Origin of the sequence: Lysinibacillus fusiformis (assembly GCF_003049525.1) — a bacterium.
Classification (GTDB): domain Bacteria; phylum Bacillota; class Bacilli; order Bacillales_A; family Planococcaceae; genus Lysinibacillus; species Lysinibacillus fusiformis.
In genome coordinates this window covers 1-476 of record NZ_PYWL01000041.1, presented here as the reverse complement: position 1 = coordinate 476, position 476 = coordinate 1, and the positions used below count along the sequence as shown (strand labels likewise).

The following is a 476-nucleotide window of genomic DNA, read 5'->3' as shown; positions in this document are numbered from 1 at the left end:
AAGGATGGGACACCTACTTATAACTTTGCTGTTACAGTGGATGATTATCTAATGAAAATTACTCATGTTCTTCGTGGTGATGACCATATTTCTAATACTCCTAAGCAATTGATGGTGTATGAAGCACTAGACTGGGCGCCGCCGATTTTCGGACATATGACATTAATCGTGAACGAAAGCAGAAAGAAGTTAAGCAAACGTGATGAATCAATTATTCAGTTTATTGAACAGTACGAAGAATTAGGTTACCTACCTGAAGCGTTATTTAATTTTATCACTTTATTGGGATGGTCTCCAACAGGGGAAGAAGAGATTTACTCTAAAGAGGAATTTATCGAAATTTTTGATGCAAATCGCCTGTCGAAATCTCCAGCCCTGTTCGATAAACAAAAGCTTACTTGGATGAACAATCAATATATGAAAAAAATTGATGTTGACCGTCTCCTAGAGCTTTCCTTACCGCATCTGATTAAAGC

At 37.2% G+C, this 476-nt stretch carries 1 protein-coding gene; it reads left to right on the top strand.

What is annotated here, in order from left to right; all coding sequences use genetic code 11:
* On the top strand, nt 1-476 hold a 476-nt coding region (locus C9J29_RS23995; protein WP_237068921.1), incomplete at both ends, for a glutamate--tRNA ligase family protein.